This window comes from Luteimonas chenhongjianii (assembly GCF_002327105.1).
Lineage (GTDB): Bacteria > Pseudomonadota > Gammaproteobacteria > Xanthomonadales > Xanthomonadaceae > Luteimonas > Luteimonas chenhongjianii.
Genome location: NZ_CP023406.1, coordinates 2,001,844 through 2,017,268, shown reverse-complemented (window position 1 = coordinate 2,017,268; position 15,425 = coordinate 2,001,844). Strand labels below are relative to the sequence as shown.

The following is a 15,425-nucleotide window of genomic DNA, read 5'->3' as shown; positions in this document are numbered from 1 at the left end:
CGCGCGCCGGTCGATGCCGCGCTGGCTCAGCGCTTCTTGCGCACGTAGAGCACCAGCGAATGCTCTTCGAGGATGTAGCCGTACTGCTCGGCGATCTGCCGCTGCAGCTCCTCGATCTCGGCACTTTCGAACTCGATGATCTTGCCGGTGTCTACATCGACCATATGGTCGTGGTGGCCGCCGCGATCGAGTTCGTAGACGGCGTGGCCGCCCTCGAAGTTGTGCTTGAGCACGAGGCCGGCGGCTTCGAACTGGGTCAGCACGCGATAGACGGTGGCCAGACCGATCTCGTCGCCCTGGTCGAGCAACTGCCGATAGATGTCCTCGGCGGTCATGTGCTGCCGCGGCGTGCGGTGTTCGAGCAGTTGCAGGATCCGCATCCGCGGATGGGTCACTTTGAGTCCGGCCTTGCGCAGGTCGAGCGATTCCATGGGTGTCTCCAGGTACAGGCCGGCATTCCACTGGCGGTGAACGCCAGCTGCCTGAATCGCGGTCGCGGCGTCTGCGCAGTGTATCATCGGCCGGTCATCCAAGGCCGTCTCCCACGCCATGCACAAGCTTCTCCTCGTACCGGTTCTCGCCCTGGCCACCGCCGGTTGTGGCGTGCTCTACAAGCAGCCGATCTACCAGGGCAACCTGATCGATGGGTCCGCCGTCGAGCAGTTGCAGGTGGGCATGGGCAAGGCGCAGGTCGAAGCGCTGCTGGGCACGCCGTCGATTTCCGACCCCTTCCATCACCAGCGCTGGGATTACACCGCATCCGAACGCGTGGACCGGCGTGGCCGTACCGAGGTGAAGAATTTCACCGTGTTCTTCGAGAACGATCAGCTCGCGCGCTGGGAAGGCGACTATTTCCCCAAGCGCGATGAAGAACTCGCCGCGCAGATGCGCAAGTTCGGCAACCTGCCCCGCGAAAAGAACCGCCGCTGATCCAGCCTCAGCGGTCGCGCCCCTCGCGACTGGCTGCGGCGCGTCGCCGGCGTGCGTCCTTGGGATCGGCTTTCAGCGCTTCCAGCAGCTCGAGGCGGTCCCCATCGTGCAGCTCCGTGGATGGCTGCACGCGGAGTCCGAATACGGCGTAGCCGACCACGGCCTCGAGCGCTTCCGGACATGAAGCCCGGATCGTCGCCACGGCCTCGGCGACCGTGGCCTGCGCATCCAGCGACAAGGTCCAGTCCATATGGCGCCCGGGCCAGGCCCGGACCACGTGCACCTGTTTCACCCGGCGTTCTCGCGATCGGCAACGCGGACGAAGTCGTTGACCATGCGATCCGCCAGGCCCTGGAAGCCCAGAGTCAACGCGGGCAGCAGCAGGCGGCTCCGGGGTTCGAATTCGAGCAGCAGCGTGACCTTGCTGCCGCCCTCGCCCAGCGCCTGGAAGGTCCACCGCCCGTGCAGCGACTTGAAGGGACCATCGCGCAACTGCATGTCGATCGAGTCGGGTGGCGAGAGGGTGTTTTCAGTCGTGAACCACGTGCGCAAGGCGCCAAGCCCGAGATCGAGCCGCGCAACCATGCGCGATTCCGAGTCCTCCTGGATCTCGGCGGCGTCGCACCAGGCAAAGCGGCGCGGATAGGCGGCCACATCATTGACCAGCGCATACATGCGTTCGGGGGGATGCCCGACAAGGGCACTACGTTCAATCTTGGGCATGACTCGCCTGGGGAAGCTGCTTCGGAGACAATGGACGGATGAGCAAGAAAAGCGGTGGCGGCAAGGATAAGGCAAACAGCACGGGCACCATCGCGCTGAACAAACGCGCTCGGCACGAATACCAGCTCGAGGATCGATTCGAGGCGGGTCTCGCGCTGCAGGGCTGGGAACTCAAGGCGATCCGCGCGGGACGGGCCAACATCGGCGACAGCTACGCGGTCGTGCTCCGCGGCGAGCTGTTTCTGGTCGGCGCGCAGATCACGCCGCTGATCCAGGCCTCGACGCACGTGGTCGCCGATGCGCACCGCACGCGCAAGCTGCTGCTGCACCGCCGGGAGATCGACACACTGATCGGCCGCGTGCAGCGCGACGGCTACACCGTGGTGCCGACGGCGCTCTACTGGAAGGGCAACAAGATCAAGGCCGAGATCGCGCTCGCCAAGGGCAAGCAGAAACACGACAAGCGCGACGCCGAACGCGATCGCGACTGGGCGCGGGACAAGCAGCGCGCGATGCGGGCGCACAACAAGAACGCCTGAGCCTCGCCACCCCCGCGGCCGTCATTACGTGGCGCGCGGGGTTGGCGCCAGTGTGAAGCGGAATGTCGCGCCGGCTCCCGGCTGTCCGCTGGCTTCGATCGTGCCGCCATGGCGCTCGACGATGCGGCGCACGGAGGCCAGACCCACACCGTGCCCCTTGAATTCGTCGTCGCGATGCAGGCGCTGGAACGGACGGAACAGCTTGCCGGCGTACTCGCTGTTGAAGCCCGCGCCGTTGTCGGTCACGTAGAAGATGCCGCCCGGCTCGCTGCCGAATTCGATGGTCGCGCGCTCGGTATTGGCGGTGAATTTCCACGCATTGCCGAGCAGGTTCTCGAGCAGGTTGCGCACCAGGGCCGCATCGCCCTCGGCCTGCAGTCCCGGGGCAATGCGCACAGTCACGTCGCGCCCGGGCTCGGTCTGTCTCAGTTCCGTGATCACCTCGCTGGCCATGCGGCTCAGATCCAGAGGCGAACGCCTGAACTCGCCGCGGCTGATCCTCGACATCATCAGCAGCGCATCGATCAGGCCATCCATGCGCGCGGCAGCGTTGCGCACCCGCGCCAGATAATCCTGCCCTTGCGCATCCAGCAGCGCTTCGTAACGCTCGGCGAGGATGCGCCCGAAACCGTCGATGCTGCGCAGCGGCGCCCGCAGGTCGTGCGACACGATATAGGCGAAGGATTCGAGCTCGTGGTTGGCCTGGGTGAGCTCGCGCGTGCGCTCCTCGACGCGGGATTCGAGCGTGCGATTGAGCGCATGCACCTGCGCCTCCGCACGCACGCGCTCGGTGACGTCCTCCACCTGTACCAGCTGGGCAACATCGCTTTCCTCCTCGCCAGGCATCAGCGTCGATGCCAGATGCACCTCACGCAGGTCTCCGTCGCGGCGCCGCAGCTGGCGCCTGCTGCGGAAGACACCTTCCCGCAGCGCCTGCGTCTCCTGGGTGCGGGATACATCGTCGCCACTGTCGGCCAGATAGCTCCGGAACCTGGTCCCGCTCAGCACCGCTTGGCTGACCCCCGCGATCTCGGCCATGGCCGGGTTGCTTTCGACGATGACGCCCTCCCGGTCGAGCAGCACCATGCCGATCGCCGAATACCGCATCGCGTTGCGGAAGCGCTGCTCGCTGCGCCGGTAGGAATCGCTGAGGCGATGGGCGAGCGTTTCGGCGCGCGACTGGGTGCGCGCAAGCGCCAGGACCACCGCGAACAGCAACAGCGATGCAATGACACCGGCCACCAGTGTCGCCTGCAGCTCACGCATGCCGCCCGAGGTCAGCGCGCCAACATGTTGGAAATCGTAACGCCAGGTCCGCCCGTACAGCTGCTGGCTGAGGGTGTGCAGCGGACGCGCATCCACGGCGTCGCTCCAGCCATTGGACGCGAGCAACGGACGCTCCTCGCCCCCGGTCACATCGACGATGCGGAACGCAATATCGTGCCCGATCGGAACCAACGAACGGTCGGTAAACTCCGTGCTCCGGAACGGGGCGTAGACCCAGCCGACCAACGCGGTTTCACGGCCAGCCCCGGACACGGGCAGGCGCGCGGTGCGATACACCGGCGCGAACATCAGCACGCCTTCCTGCCCATCGCGGCCGTGCTGCCGCAGGCGCAGGGGGGCACTGAGCCGCACTTCGCCACTGTCGCGCGCCGCGTCCATCGCACTACGCCGGACCGGGTCGCTGTACTGGTCGTAGCCGATACCCGCGCGACTCGATTCGGTCTCGGGTTCGAAATACAGGATCGCGCCGTAGCGCTCCCGCACACCTCGCGGCGTCACGGTGAATAGCCCCTCGCCCAGCTCGCGCTGGCGCAGCTGGAGCTCGGCGAGCGAGTGCGGGTCCAGATACGCCACATACCCCAGCCCCATCAGGCCAGGCAGCTGACGGCGGATATCGAGTCCGTCGACGTAACCCCGCCACTGACGCGAAGTCGGTGTATCGACGGCGGCGCTATGCAGCGCAACGCCGCCCCTGAGACTGAGCTCGTACTGCAGCAGTCTCTGTCGGACCGTATCTGCGAGTTGGTCGGCCTCGGCGATGAAGCTCGCTCCGGCGAGCTTGCGCTCGCGCTCGCCAGCGCCCCGGGCGTAGAGGCCCACCATCAGCAGGGACCCCAGCAGCACGAGGAGCGCGAGAAAATGACTGCGACGCAGGCGCCAGCTCGACCGGTTTCGACCAGCGGGATCTTGGCGTGAACGGAGCGCGAACATCACGACAGCATAACGATCCGAGACGATTCCGACTGCGGCAGAAATGAAAACGGGCCCGAAGGCCCGTTTTCATCAAGATGGTGGAGGTGGCGGGAATCGAACCCGCGTCCGAAGGCACTCCATCCCCGGTACTACATGCTTAGCTCACCGTTGGATCTCGCCCCGGAACAGCACGGTGCGCGAAGCGCATCCCGGGACCAGCCTGCTTTGGTTAAGCCGTGACTGACAGGCAGCCATCACAGCCGGTTCCGTGATAATGACCCTACATCCACGAGCACGGGCACAAGTGGGTTCGGGGCTTACGCCTTAAGCGGCGAGAGCGTAGTTGTCGTCGTTGGCAACTAAAGTTTTGCTGCTGGATTTACGAGGAAAGCGGCCCCCTCGGCATGCACCAGGCAACTTCGCGACCCCCGTCGAAGCCATGGCACCCCCGGTGAACTGGGATCTCAAGCGGCTTCAGGCTGGTGGGTTGACCATTTCCTGACCAAACGGATCTTACAGCAGCCGGCAGTCCACGCGCTGAACGATGCCGACGTCCGGAGTCTACAGTAGACGGCCTGACCGCACGCGTGGGACACGCCGGAGGCAAAACCCCGCCACCGCCATGCGCGAAGGCGGAATACGCTTTAACCGCCACCACAATGGCCTGCTCCCTTGAAACCGGTCTTCGTGTCTGGCACCTGCTGCACGCCCCGAACAACCGCTCCTGTGGAACAAGCCTGCGCGGCATGACAGCCACATCAGGGCGGCCGACGCCCGAGCGCGCCCCACCGAATCTGCTCTGCGAAGCCGACAAGTCCAACTGCTATCTTCGGCAGCACTACGGACCCCGAAGGAGTAGGACATGGACCGCTTGAATCGACTGGCAAGCGTCGGGGCGCTCACTCTTTCGGGGCTCTGCGCTGCTGCAACGCTCGAAGCCGCTCCAATCCGTTGCGATACGTGCGTCACGGATGAGGATTTCAAAGCGCGGGCATTGGAACATGGCCCGGGGACGCACTACGTGTTCAATCTGCCGGCCAACGTGATCCAGACGTGGCGGGTACCCGCACCTACCCGATCGAACTCGACTAAAGCCACGGCGCTGTCGGCGGAGATGGAAGCGAGCGCCGAACCCGCCTCGAGCAAAGAGCAGGCGGGCGACCCCGAACGCTGAAGATGGATTCGAGCCGTTAGCTGGGGGGCTTCAGGCGACCACGGGCGAGATCTCGTCTCCAACAGGCTTCAGCCACGCCTCCGAAGCCAGAGCGGTACTGTCGGCCGACCAGCAGTCGTGCACGAGCTCGAGAGGAGTGGGCCCGGAAGCGAGCCCGCGCAGCCGCGCGATCAGGACACCGCAGGGGAAGCTGCAGCGCCCGCGTCCGGAGGTTGCTGAGGAACGCCCGGCGTCCACGCGCCCCGGCTCTATCGTTCCACCTATGTTGGATGCCTCGGGCTATACGTGTGCATCGGCGCGTACGCGCTGCTAGCATGCGCGTCCCCTTGGGGAGTAGCCGGCCTCCGTACGCGGAGGCGCCCGCGTCAACACACTCGATCTGCATGATCGTGGTGCGGGCAACCAGTCCAGGTAGGCGAGACCAGCGGCATGCCGGCGCAACGGAGTTGGGCGCGCTGGCGGCTGCACGCCATCTCCGCCCGACCGCATCCAATTCGATGTCCTTCTTCTCGATCCTCCTGATCGGCTTTGCCATGTCCACCGACGCCTTTGCCGCCGCTGTCGGCAAGGGGGCGGCGATGCAACGTCCGCGATTCGCCGAGGCGTTGCGCGTCGGCGCGATCTTCGGCGTCATCGAGGCCGTGACCCCTGTCGTCGGCTGGGCGCTGGGCCTTGCCGCGGCGGCCTATGTGACCGCATGGGATCACTGGATCGCCTTCGTACTGCTTGGCGTGCTCGGCGCCTTCATGCTGATCAGCGGACTCCGCTCCGACACGACGGACACGCAGCACGAGAGAACGCGTCCCCACGGCTTCTGGAACCTGGCCGCGACCGGTTTCGCGACCAGCATCGATGCGATGGCGGTCGGCGTGGGCCTGGCCTTTCTGGAGGTCAACATCCTCGTGGTCGCTGCAGTGATCGGCATCTGCACGCTGGTGATGGTGACCACGGGGGTGATGCTGGGACGCGCCCTGGGCGTTGTTGCGGGCAAGCGCGCGGAGATACTCGGCGGCGTGATTCTCATCCTGGTGGGCAGTTTCATCCTTCACGAACATCTGTCCGGAAACGCCGCGGTCTTCGGCGTGGGCTGACCTGCGCCCGATTCACGGCCCAGCGACAACTTGCTGCGGATGCTCAATCGATCCGGTCCTGCCGTGGAGTCGCCCATGAAGATCCGTCGTGTCTACAGCACGTCTTCCCTGCCCGCGGCGGAAGCCGCGGTACGCGCCGTCCGAAGCGCGGGCATTCCCGACGAGGACGTCTCGCTCGTGGCACGCGGTGACATCGAACTCCAGGCGATGCCCGAGCACCAGAAGGAAGCCCCGACCGACTTCAAGCACGCGGCGATCCGCGGCGCAGGCATCGGTGGGGCGACCGGACTGCTCGCTGGCCTTGTCGCGGTCGCCATACCGCCGCTCGGGCTCACGCTTGCGGGCGTGGCGCTGACGACCCTGGGCGGCGCCGCCATCGGAACCTGGGCCTCGTCCATGGTGGGGGCGTCCCTGCCCGATCCTGTGCGGCGGAAGTTCGAGGAGGAGATCGAGTCGGGCCGCATCCTGGTCGTGATCGACGGGGAAAAGGAATCACTCGCCCCGGCGGAGGCCGCATTGCGCGAAGCAGGCGCGGTACACCTGCCCTATGAAGACGCGTCGGCCTTGAGTTGACCGGGGCAGCGTGTCGCGCCGCAGCGCACTTCAGGACCCGAGTGCAGCCCGGCGTCAACGACGCGACATGCCATCACGGCTGCCGCCCTGCCCTGCGAGATTGAAATCGCGTTGTTGAGCCGCTAACGATCAGCGCGGAAGCCGACGCAACGCGGACAGCACCGCAGCCGTCCCGACAGGTTTCTCCAGGATACATTCCTGCAGGTATCGAGCCCGGATCGTGTGCCGGTCGTAGCCCGTGACCAGCACGAACGGGATTCCCCTCTCCGCCAGTACGTCGGCGACCGGGTAGACCTCCTCGCCCCGCAGATTGACGTCGAGGACCGCCAGATCCAGCCGCGCGGCTTCGTCAACGAGCTTCAGGGCACGCTCGACCGACGGCGCCGGGCCGATCACGATCGCTGTCTGGTCGGCGAGCTCTTCGGCGAGGGCCGCGGCAATGGAGTAATCGTCCTCGACCACAAGAACGCGACACCCTGCGAGGTTGCGCTCATCCATGGGTCATGACGTCCGGAGATGTCGCGTCGGACACGGGCACCTCGATAGTGCAACGCACGCCGTCGGGACCGAGTTCGTACGAAGTGCGGGCATCGAGCTGGTAAGGCAGCGCGTACTCGATCAGTTCGCGACCGTAGCCGCTGCCGTGGGGGGCGTCCGCAGCGCGCGCCATGTCGACGCAACTTTCCGTCCACTCGATATGCAGGGACGGGTGGCCGTCCAGCCGCATCGCACGCCAGCGCAGCGACAATCTGCCCTGCTCCTGGGCCAGTGCTCCGTACTTCAACGCATTGGTGGCGAGTTCGTGCAGGGCCAGCGCGAACGTCTGGACCGTGCCGGAGCGCAGGTAGACCCCGGACGGGCCCGAGAGCTCCACCCGTTCACTGTTCCCGGCCTCGTCCAGCGCGCCCATGGCCGAGAGCTCCGCGCGCACGAGCGTATCGAAAGCGATCCGGTCCCCTTCCTGCAGTCGCGAGAGCAGGCCCTGTACTCGGGCAAGTGCGCCGAGCCGGCTTGTGTAGGACTTCGCGAGGACGTGGACGTCGGGACTGCTGCGACGCGTCTTGTCGAATATGGTCAACACGACCGCCATGAGGTTGCGCGTGCGGTGTTGCAGCTCGCGAAGCAGCACCTGCTGCCGCTCATCCCAGTGTTTGCGCTCCGTGGTGTCACGACCTACCTTCAGAAAGCCGCTCGTATCTCCGCAGGCGTCGATGAGGGGCCGCGTGGCGCCATCGATGAAGACGCGACTGCCATCGCGGCATGCGTGCCAACGCACATCCGCCGCGACGCCTTCAGCCTGGGCGACGCGCATTTCCTCAGCGGGCACACCGGCGGCGCGGTCCTCTTCGGTAAAGGTGATCTCCGCGTGCTTGCCGATCGCCTCCTCCGGAGTCCACCCGAACACGGCCTCGGCGCCCGGCGGCCAGCTTTCGATGATGCCGGCCGCATCAGTCGTGAAGATCGCGTAGTCCAGCGCCGTGTTGACGATGCCCCGGTAGCGCGCCTCGCTCTCGCGCAGCGCGGCCTGGGACTTCGCCCGTTGCCGCCGGGCCTGGGCATCGTAGGCGACCAGCGACTCTCCGAAGGCCTGGTCGAGCGTGTCGTTGAAACGCAGTATCTGCGGGCTTCGCTCCGCGTCGCGCGGCTCGCCCGTCTGCAGCCAGGCCTTGAGGACCGTCGCGCGCAGCGCACGGTAGTCAGCGGCCAACTGGGACACCGAGAGATCGTCTCCGTGCCGCACCGCGCCGTAGACCGCCGCCGCCGACCCACGGGCCTCGGTGATGTCACCCCGCGCGCCCTCACGCGCCTGCTGCCCGGTCTCGCTGGATCCGGTTTCCATGTCGACCGCGATGGCCGACAGGATCTGCTCGGCATGACGACCCAGCCCCAGGCTGGCTCCTGATCCCGAGGGTGCATACGAGCTCGAAATCGCGTTCCACTCCGACAGGAGCTCGTCCATGTTTTCCTGGATGAAGCGCGACAGCTTCATCTGTTGCCTGGCTGTGGGCAGGACGACGGACGGATGGCGCATCGTGGCCTCGAGTCGCATGAGCTTGTCGCCTGGAGGCGAGAGCCTACAAGGCCGCCGTGCTGTGCCGGGTGAAGAGGCGCGGCGAGCATGCGGACTGTGCTTGGGTTGTCCGAGGGGGCCCGCAGGCCCAGAGGTGAAACGAGCGCATGAATTCCCCCGGCAAGAATGTGCTCGCACAACGCAGCCAGCAGGCATCGAGGCTCGAACCGGAACCAGAGGGCAGAAGCGAAGAAGCCCCGACGGTGGGTCAGGGCTTCCTGCGACATCATGAGCCGCGGGACAACTGAAACCGGTAGCGATCAGGCGCCAGCACTCGGGCTCACGGGCTGGGGGCGGGAGTCTTCTGGTCGCTTCAATGGACGAAGCGCTGCAGCGGCCTCACGCGCGTGTTCGAACGGCGGGGCGCGCGGCCCCGCCGAAGGCGCTACTTCTTGCTGCTTTTGTACGGGTTCTGCGCCATTGCCGAATCACCCGTGGATTTCGACGCAGTCTTGGAGCCCTTGTCCTTCGGCGCTTTCGAGGCCGCAGTCACAGCCTTGGGGCTCGTCTGTTCGTTCTTCGTCGCCATGGTGGAGTCTCGTTGGGCCGGCCCGCTGCCGGCCAGCTGATCCTGCGCCCGCGCCGTGCTCCGCGCCAGTCCTGCCGGGCCGTTCCTGACCGCTGGTAAGTCAGTATTGTTGTTGATGAAATCCCGTGCAGAAAGATGACCGCGCGGACAGTGCAACCCGGTCGGTCGGCGTCCCCGCATTCACCGTCCCGGCCTGCCACAGCGGTGGCGCCAGGAAGTCTGCCTGCTGGTCATTGCGGGTAGGCGCTGGAGCGCTACCGCTGACTGCATCTGGAGTTGCGTCACGTCCTATGCCGGCATCCGGCATCCGGCGCTGATGCTCCATCGCGCCGCGCTATCGCCACTGGGTCGCGGCGTTGCCTGCCTGGCGCCACAGATCCAAAGCTGGAGTCGTACATGGGTTCGACCATGCCACCTGCTCACACGCCTGGAGATGGCGCACGACTGTCTGCCTGAGCGATTCGAAACGAAGCCCTTGGGAGGAGGCGGCGATGTCAGCTGCAAAACCGGTCACGGGCCTCGAGCGCGTCTTTCATGAATGCCGCATCCCTTGGCGCATCGGAGTTGTAGATCTGCTCGACCGTCCTGCGAAGTGTGGGACATGGATCGTCGGTGTATCCCCGGCGGCCAGAGCCCGGCCAGCATTGCGAAGCCTCTGACGAGGTCGCGCCCGGTGATGCTTCGCCTCATCCTGAAACTGTTTGGCCGCGAGCCTCGGGCCCGGCCCTCCTCCAGGAAGCGCCGCTGCGAGAACTCGATCCCTTCGACTGACCGCGCCCAACCCGAGTAGTCGATCTCGATGCGCGTATCCGCGCCATCGACGCTCGGATCAGAAACACGTGCGGCAGCAGACTCTGGAACCGACGGTGCAGCTCCGGTCGGGCGAACTCCTTGATTGCCGAGCCCACGCTTGGACGCGTCGGCCCGATGCGCAGGCTCCACGCGGACCGGAGGCGCTCCTGCCTGCTGCGGAACTTCAACGTGCGAAACAACGAACTCGAGCTTCAGACCCGCTGTGCTCCGGGCTGCGTAGCGCCCGTCCTGAAGCAGAAACCAGAGCATCATCGAGACGATCAGTACGGAAACGAGCGCACTCACTGCACGCGCCGGGTAATCCGACGGTTCCAGCCGTTGCGGTCCCGGCCTGGGCATGGCGCGAAGCCTAGTGGGCCGTCAAAGCGGTCATACCGGCGGCGTAACCGGTCGCAGAGACCAGCTGCCGACCAGACGTGCGCCGCGCCACCCACTGTCCGGGGAATCGCATGCACCGCTTGGGGCAAGTGGCCCGCCGAGCCACTGACTCAGAGCCGCCAGCCCTCTGCCCTGGAAAGCCTCCAGCTTCGCCTGACCCGTCGACCGGGCCGGGAAGCGTTGAACCAGGTCCGCGCGGACCATGGCATGCGCTCTGCCTGACGCCCATCCCTCCTCCTTGAGGTCATCTGCCCCGGCATTGCCGACAGGTGTCGATCCCAGATCCTACTGAGCAACCTACTCCGCACCTGCCGCCCAGAAAAAGAAGGAAGACGGATTGGCGGAGAGAGTGGGATTCGAACCCACGGAAGGTTTGACCCTTCGGCGGTTTTCAAGACCGCTGCCTTAAACCACTCGGCCATCTCTCCGATGTTCAATGCCCCGCCCTTGCTGCAGGCACGCAACAGGACCGATCACCGCTTGAGGGCGACGTCCCGATGTACGCGTGCGCAGCGCGTCGGAGTCAGGCCATTGTCGCACGCACCGCTTCGCCCGAGATACTGGGCGGCGGGACCGCGCCTGCCACCGGCCGTCTGTCGCAGTTGCGGCAGTCGAGACTCGAGGCTTCGATGAGGGGCGGCAACTTTTCGGCGAGGAAATCGATGAAGACCCGTACCGCCGGCAACAGGCCGCGACGCGACGCGAATACGGCGTGTGCGATGCCCTGCGGCAGATGCCAGTCCGGCAGCACCACTTCGAGTTCGCCATTGCGCACCGCTTCGGCGCACAACGTCTCGGGCAGCATCGTGATGCCGAGGCCCTGCTTGGCCAGCGCCATCAGCATCGGAAAATCGAAGCCGGCGACGCGCGGCTTGAGTTCGACGCGGCGGGTGGTACCGTCGTTGGCCTGCAGATCCCAGCGCTGCTTCACCTCGTCCTCGCCCATGCTCATGGTCGTGTGCTGGCCGAGCTCGTCGGGATCCTTCGGTCGCCCCATGCGATCGAGGTAAGCGGGGCTGGCCACCAGAAGCTCCTGGATCTGGCCGAAGCTGCGCATCACCAGGCTGCCGTCGTCGTCGAGCTTGGAGCGCACCCGCACCGCCACGTCGAAACCTTCGTTGATGACATCGACGCGCCGGTTGCTGACGTGCAACTGCACGCGTACCTGCGGATAACGCGCAAGGAACTCCGGCAGCATCTGCGGAATGGATTGCTGGGCGATGCTCACCGGAACGCTGACGCGCACCAGCCCGCGGGGCTCGGCGCTCAGGCGATCGACCACCTCGCGCGCGGCCGTGGCCTCGGCGAGCATCGACTGCGCGTGGCGGAACACGCTCTGGCCGACATCGGTCACCGCGAAGCGCCGCGTCGAGCGCTGCAGCAGGCGCACGCCCAGCTCCGTTTCCAGCTGGCTGATGCGCCGGCTCAGGCGTGACTTGGGAATCCCGAGCGCGCGCTCGGCGGCCGCGAAGCCGCCGTGCTCGACGACCATCGCGAAATAGTAGAGATCATTGAGATCCTGCATCGGGAAGCCCTGCCTTCAGAACAATCCCCAGCATTCCACCACGCATATTCCACCAGTGCAACAGACGCGCTGCCGGTCGCGCGGCCTCGAGGGCCTGCGATCAGGCGGCCCCTGATGGGATCAGTCGAGACGCTCTACGCCACCCATATACGGGCGCAGCACCGCCGGGACTTCGATGCTGCCGTCCGCGGCCTGGAAGTTCTCCATCACCGCAATCAAGGTGCGGCCCACGGCCAGGCCCGAGCCGTTGAGCGTGTGCACCGGCTCGGGCTTGCCGGTCTCGGGGTTGCGCCAGCGCGCCTGCATGCGGCGGGCCTGGAAATCGCCCGTGTTCGAGCACGATGAGATCTCGCGGTAGGTCTGCTGCGAAGGCAGCCATACCTCGAGATCGTAGGTGCGTCGCGCAGCGAAGCCCATGTCGCCGGTGCACAGCAGCATCCTGCGGTATGGCAGGCCGAGCTTCTCGAGCACGGTCTCGGCGCAGCGGGTCATGCGCTCGAGTTCGGCATCGCTGTCCTCCGGGCGCACCACCGACACCATCTCGACCTTCTCGAACTGGTGCTGGCGGATCATGCCGCGGGTGTCGCGGCCGTGGCTGCCCGCCTCGGAGCGGAAGCAAAGCGAATGCGCGCTCATGCGCAGCGGCAGGCGCTCGGCATCGACGATCACATCGCGCACGATATTGGTCAGCGGCACTTCGGCCGTCGGAATCAGGTAACGCGTTTCATCGCCGAACGGCGTCGCGAACAGATCGTCCTCGAACTTGGGCAGCTGACCGGTGCCGCGCATGGTCTCGGCATTGACGATCAGCGGCACGCTCGTTTCCTCGTAGCCATGCTCCTGTGTATGCAGGTCGAGCATGAACTGCGCGAGCGCGCGGTGCAGGCGGGCCAGCTTGCCGCGCAGCACGGTGAAGCGTGCGCCGCTGAGCTTGGCCCCGGCCTCGGCGTCAAGCCAGCCATGGCGCTCGCCGAGTTCGACGTGGTCGCGCACCGTGAAGTCGAAACTGCGCGGCGTGCCCCAGCGCGACTGCTCGAAGTTGTCGGACTCGTCGCGCCCCACCGGCACGCCGGGATCGGGAAGGTTCGGTACGCCGAGCACGATCGCCTCGATGTCGGCCTGGATCGCCTCGAGCCGCGCCTCGCTGGCCTTGAGCTCGTCACCGAACCCGGCGACCTCGGCCAGCAGCGGGGCGACATCCTCACCCTTGGCCTTGGCCTGTCCGATCGCCTTGCTGCGGGTGTTGCGCAGGTTCTGCAGCTCCTGGGTGCGCACCTGGATCTGCTTGCGCTCGGTCTCGAGAGATTCGATGCGCGAGACCGGCAATTCGAATCCGCGGCTTTCGCGCAGGCGCGTGGCGGTCTCGGTGAGGTGCTGGCGCAGAAGGTTCGGATCGAGCATGGCGGCTGTTCGTCTATCGCTGAGCGGACCGGCATTATCGCCCGGATCATCCCCGCACGCGTTCGCAGCGGGCGCGCCTGGCGGCGGGAAACCGTATGCAAGAATGCGGCGCCGCCCCCGAGATGCCGATGATGCCCGCTCCACTGCCGATCACCACCCGCCTGCGTCGCGTCATGCGCGACGCGATGCCCAGAGGTCACGCATGGTGGATCGTGCTCGGGGCATGCGGTCTTGGCCTGCTGTTGTTCATGAGCGTGTGGATGGGTCGCGGGCCTGCGCGGGATGACGGCGGCGACGCGAATGGCGAGATGGGGTCGGAGCAGGTGCTGAACGAGCTCCCCGCACCGCTGCCAGCGGCCGCCACTGCAGAGCGCGGATTCGACTACGCGGGTGCGCCCGGCAGCGCCGCGCCGGTCGCGATGGACAGGGAGCTGCCGCAATCCGGCGCGCCCGCCGCGCCGGCAGCGGCCGTGACGCCGCCCACGCCTGCGCCTGCGGCAGCGGCACCGGTCCGCGCGGCTTCCAGCGACCCACGCCCGATCTCGAGCCCGTCGCCGCAGTATCCCCGGGCATCGCTGCGCCGCGGCGAACGCGGTGACGTGGTGGTACTGGTACGGGTCGGCGCGAACGGGCGCGTCACCGATGTCGAGCTGGTCAGCAGCAGTCAGCATCCACGCCTCGACCGCGCGGCCATGAGCGCCGCTCGGCGCTGGCGGTTCGAGCCGGCCATGCGCGACGGCCAGCCGGTGCCGGGCGAGCTTCGCATCCCGTTTTCGTTCGTCCCCGAGGGCGGATAAGCGCGAAGCTGCACGCCGCATCCACGCATTGCATGGGAGCCTCATCCCTCCCATTCACAATAGGGTGCGCCATGTACGATCCGGCCCAGCGTCCCGCTGATCCCCCGCCCCACGACCGGGATCGCCGGCGCAAGCGCTCAAGCCCGCTCCTGTGGATCCTGCTGCTGGCCCTCCTCGTCCTGATCGGCTGGTATGCGCTGACGCAGCGGAGCGCTCGTGAAACGGTCGAACTGCCGCCGACGCCGATCATCGGCGACCCGGATGCACCGGTCGCGGAACGTGAACCCGAGAGCCGCCCGACCCGCAGCGCCCCGGCGCCTGCACGGCCCCCTGCACAGCCGGCCGACCGCGCGGCGCGCCCCACCGCGCAACCGGAGATTCCCTATCCGCCAGCCGCCGCACGCAATCGTGAGGAAGGCTCGCTGACGCTGCTGGTGCAGGTGGACGCGGACGGCAATGCCACTGACGTCAGCATCGCCGAGCGCAGTGGATCGCGCGATCTGGATCGCGCCGCGCAGCAGGCCGTGCGCTCCTGGAAATTCGAACCCGCCATCAAGGGAGGCAAGCCGATAGCGAGCGAAGTCCGGGTGCCGATCGACTTCAGCCTCCAGCAACCGCGCTGACCGCTCGACCCCGACGCGCGAGCCGCAACGCCCGCATCGCAAGGTGCGGGCGTTTTTCG

At 66.7% G+C, this 15,425-nt stretch carries 16 protein-coding genes, 1 tRNA gene, 1 other RNA gene and 1 riboswitch; of the genes, 7 read left to right on the top strand and 11 right to left on the bottom strand.

Annotation, left to right across the window (positions count from 1 at the left end; genetic code table 11):
* Positions 1–26: 26 nt before the first annotated feature.
* Positions 27–431, bottom strand: a complete 405-nt coding sequence (fur, locus tag CNR27_RS09245) for a ferric iron uptake transcriptional regulator (protein ID WP_096298169.1) — start codon at positions 429–431, stop codon at positions 27–29.
* Positions 432–549: 118 nt separating this feature from the next.
* Here fur and CNR27_RS09240 point away from each other — a divergent pair, with 118 nt between their 5' ends.
* The gene (locus CNR27_RS09240; protein ID WP_096298167.1) at positions 550–930 is read left to right on the top strand and encodes an outer membrane protein assembly factor BamE; all 381 of its coding nucleotides are present in this window, start codon (positions 550–552) and stop codon (positions 928–930) included.
* A gap of 7 nt (positions 931–937) precedes the next feature.
* Here the strand turns inward: CNR27_RS09240 and CNR27_RS09235 are convergent, their stop codons facing one another.
* The gene (locus CNR27_RS09235) at positions 938–1,222 is read right to left on the bottom strand and encodes an RnfH family protein (protein WP_255409776.1); all 285 of its coding nucleotides are present in this window, start codon (positions 1,220–1,222) and stop codon (positions 938–940) included.
* Complete coding sequence (locus CNR27_RS09230; protein ID WP_096298163.1) at positions 1,219–1,653, bottom strand: type II toxin-antitoxin system RatA family toxin; 435 nt, start codon at positions 1,651–1,653, stop codon at positions 1,219–1,221. The genes CNR27_RS09235 and CNR27_RS09230 overlap by 4 nt, the downstream gene beginning before the upstream one ends.
* A 38-nt stretch (positions 1,654–1,691) precedes the next feature.
* Between CNR27_RS09230 and smpB the strand changes: the two genes are divergently transcribed.
* Positions 1,692–2,192 (top strand): SsrA-binding protein SmpB, encoded by a 501-nt coding sequence (gene smpB / locus CNR27_RS09225; RefSeq protein ID WP_096298161.1) that lies wholly within the window; start codon positions 1,692–1,694, stop codon positions 2,190–2,192.
* 24 nt (positions 2,193–2,216) lie between these two features.
* On the opposite strand, the gene CNR27_RS09220 is transcribed toward smpB, so the two are convergent.
* Positions 2,217–4,409 carry a CHASE domain-containing protein gene (locus CNR27_RS09220; RefSeq protein ID WP_096298159.1) on the bottom strand — a complete coding sequence of 731 codons (2,193 nt, stop codon included), beginning with the start codon at positions 4,407–4,409 and terminating at the stop codon, positions 2,217–2,219.
* A 78-nt stretch (positions 4,410–4,487) separates the two neighbouring features.
* Positions 4,488–4,841, bottom strand: a transfer-messenger RNA (tmRNA) gene (gene ssrA / locus CNR27_RS09215).
* 412 nt (positions 4,842–5,253) lie between these two features.
* Between ssrA and CNR27_RS15300 the strand changes: the two genes are divergently transcribed.
* The 3 genes from CNR27_RS15300 (at position 5,254) to CNR27_RS09205 (ending at position 7,229) form a co-directional block, all read left to right on the top strand.
* Positions 5,254–5,565 carry a hypothetical protein gene (locus tag CNR27_RS15300; protein ID WP_123832005.1) on the top strand — a complete coding sequence of 104 codons (312 nt, stop codon included), beginning with the start codon at positions 5,254–5,256 and terminating at the stop codon, positions 5,563–5,565.
* Between the two features lie 322 nt (positions 5,566–5,887).
* Positions 5,888–6,041: riboswitch (yybP-ykoY riboswitch) on the top strand.
* A 21-nt stretch (positions 6,042–6,062) separates the two neighbouring features.
* Positions 6,063–6,656: a manganese efflux pump MntP gene (gene mntP / locus CNR27_RS09210; RefSeq protein WP_096300489.1), complete on the top strand. Its 594-nt coding sequence runs from the start codon at positions 6,063–6,065 to the stop codon at positions 6,654–6,656.
* A gap of 75 nt (positions 6,657–6,731) precedes the next feature.
* The gene (locus CNR27_RS09205) at positions 6,732–7,229 is read left to right on the top strand and encodes an ABC-2 transporter permease (RefSeq protein WP_096298157.1); all 498 of its coding nucleotides are present in this window, start codon (positions 6,732–6,734) and stop codon (positions 7,227–7,229) included.
* A 129-nt stretch (positions 7,230–7,358) separates the two neighbouring features.
* Here CNR27_RS09205 and CNR27_RS09200 read toward each other — a convergent pair whose 3' ends face one another.
* The 6 genes from CNR27_RS09200 to serS all read right to left on the bottom strand — a co-directional run bounded on the left by CNR27_RS09200 (position 7,359) and on the right by serS (position 13,946).
* Positions 7,359–7,727 (bottom strand): response regulator, encoded by a 369-nt coding sequence (locus CNR27_RS09200; protein ID WP_096298155.1) that lies wholly within the window; start codon positions 7,725–7,727, stop codon positions 7,359–7,361.
* Positions 7,720–9,279: a sensor histidine kinase gene (locus CNR27_RS09195; RefSeq protein WP_245815585.1), complete on the bottom strand. Its 1,560-nt coding sequence runs from the start codon at positions 9,277–9,279 to the stop codon at positions 7,720–7,722. Before CNR27_RS09195 ends, CNR27_RS09200 begins: the two co-directional genes overlap by 8 nt.
* A gap of 406 nt (positions 9,280–9,685) precedes the next feature.
* The gene (locus CNR27_RS15295) at positions 9,686–9,829 is read right to left on the bottom strand and encodes a hypothetical protein (protein WP_157745378.1); all 144 of its coding nucleotides are present in this window, start codon (positions 9,827–9,829) and stop codon (positions 9,686–9,688) included.
* A gap of 1,529 nt (positions 9,830–11,358) precedes the next feature.
* Positions 11,359–11,448: transfer RNA gene (locus CNR27_RS09185), tRNA-Ser, on the bottom strand.
* Between the two features lie 95 nt (positions 11,449–11,543).
* Positions 11,544–12,545 (bottom strand): LysR family transcriptional regulator, encoded by a 1,002-nt coding sequence (locus CNR27_RS09180; RefSeq protein WP_096298150.1) that lies wholly within the window; start codon positions 12,543–12,545, stop codon positions 11,544–11,546.
* Between the two features lie 120 nt (positions 12,546–12,665).
* A complete protein-coding gene (gene serS, locus CNR27_RS09175; RefSeq protein ID WP_096298148.1) occupies positions 12,666–13,946 on the bottom strand; it encodes a serine--tRNA ligase in 1,281 nt (426 codons plus the stop codon).
* 173 nt (positions 13,947–14,119) lie between these two features.
* Between serS and CNR27_RS09170 the strand changes: the two genes are divergently transcribed.
* Entirely contained in the window at positions 14,120–14,743 is a 624-nt protein-coding gene (locus CNR27_RS09170) for an energy transducer TonB (RefSeq protein ID WP_245815583.1), read from the top strand.
* A 71-nt stretch (positions 14,744–14,814) separates the two neighbouring features.
* The gene (locus CNR27_RS09165) at positions 14,815–15,366 is read left to right on the top strand and encodes an energy transducer TonB (RefSeq protein ID WP_157745375.1); all 552 of its coding nucleotides are present in this window, start codon (positions 14,815–14,817) and stop codon (positions 15,364–15,366) included.
* The last annotated feature ends 59 nt before the right edge of the window (positions 15,367–15,425 follow it).

Coding starts and splice junctions, on each gene's coding strand:
- fur (WP_096298169.1), bottom strand. CDS start 431: ATGGAATCGCTCGACCTGCGCAAGGCCGGACTCAAAGTGACCCATCCG.
- CNR27_RS09240 (WP_096298167.1), top strand. CDS start 550: ATGCACAAGCTTCTCCTCGTACCGGTTCTCGCCCTGGCCACCGCCGGT.
- CNR27_RS09230 (WP_096298163.1), bottom strand. CDS start 1,653: ATGCCCAAGATTGAACGTAGTGCCCTTGTCGGGCATCCCCCCGAACGC.
- smpB (WP_096298161.1), top strand. CDS start 1,692: ATGAGCAAGAAAAGCGGTGGCGGCAAGGATAAGGCAAACAGCACGGGC.
- CNR27_RS09220 (WP_096298159.1), bottom strand. CDS start 4,409: ATGTTCGCGCTCCGTTCACGCCAAGATCCCGCTGGTCGAAACCGGTCG.
- CNR27_RS15300 (WP_123832005.1), top strand. CDS start 5,254: ATGGACCGCTTGAATCGACTGGCAAGCGTCGGGGCGCTCACTCTTTCG.
- mntP (WP_096300489.1), top strand. CDS start 6,063: ATGTCCTTCTTCTCGATCCTCCTGATCGGCTTTGCCATGTCCACCGAC.
- CNR27_RS09205 (WP_096298157.1), top strand. CDS start 6,732: ATGAAGATCCGTCGTGTCTACAGCACGTCTTCCCTGCCCGCGGCGGAA.
- CNR27_RS09200 (WP_096298155.1), bottom strand. CDS start 7,727: ATGGATGAGCGCAACCTCGCAGGGTGTCGCGTTCTTGTGGTCGAGGAC.
- CNR27_RS09195 (WP_245815585.1), bottom strand. CDS start 9,279: ATGCGACTCGAGGCCACGATGCGCCATCCGTCCGTCGTCCTGCCCACA.
- CNR27_RS15295 (WP_157745378.1), bottom strand. CDS start 9,829: ATGGCGACGAAGAACGAACAGACGAGCCCCAAGGCTGTGACTGCGGCC.
- CNR27_RS09180 (WP_096298150.1), bottom strand. CDS start 12,545: ATGCAGGATCTCAATGATCTCTACTATTTCGCGATGGTCGTCGAGCAC.
- serS (WP_096298148.1), bottom strand. CDS start 13,946: ATGCTCGATCCGAACCTTCTGCGCCAGCACCTCACCGAGACCGCCACG.
- CNR27_RS09170 (WP_245815583.1), top strand. CDS start 14,120: ATGCGCGACGCGATGCCCAGAGGTCACGCATGGTGGATCGTGCTCGGG.
- CNR27_RS09165 (WP_157745375.1), top strand. CDS start 14,815: ATGTACGATCCGGCCCAGCGTCCCGCTGATCCCCCGCCCCACGACCGG.